Below are 293 nucleotides of genomic sequence, written 5' to 3'. Positions count from 1 at the left end.
CGCCGCCGCGTCGCGGGCCGCGCGGGGCGGGCGGGAGGCGAGGACGGCGTCGATGTCGCTGCCCACGTTGTGCGCGGCGGCCTTGTCGACGGTGGTGAGGTACACCCCGCCGGGCCGCAGCACCCGCGCGCACTCGGCGACGATCGCCCGCCCGTCCGCGTCGGAGGCGGCCAGATGCAGCAGCCACACGCTGCTGACGGCGTCGAACTCGCCGTCGCGGAAGGGCAGTCGGCGGCTGTCGGCGCGGACTACGGCGCCCGGCAGGCGGACGGCGGCCTGGCGGACCATCGCCG

2 pseudogenes (1 of these 2 only partly in view) are annotated in these 293 nt (G+C 78.5%); both read right to left on the bottom strand.

The annotated features are described in order from the left end of the window. Positions 1-291, bottom strand: a pseudogene (locus BZL64_RS23625) (methyltransferase domain-containing protein); the annotation flags it as partial. After that, positions 287-293, bottom strand: a pseudogene (locus BZL64_RS23620) (4a-hydroxytetrahydrobiopterin dehydratase); its annotated part runs 272 nt beyond the window's last position; the annotation flags it as partial. The pseudogenes BZL64_RS23625 and BZL64_RS23620, both read right to left, overlap by 5 nt.

The organism is Streptomyces bobili, from assembly GCF_002154575.1.
GTDB classification, from domain to species: domain Bacteria; phylum Actinomycetota; class Actinomycetes; order Streptomycetales; family Streptomycetaceae; genus Streptomyces; species Streptomyces bobili.
The sequence above is the reverse complement of the archived record's forward strand: the minus strand, read 5'-3'. Positions and strand labels throughout refer to the sequence as shown.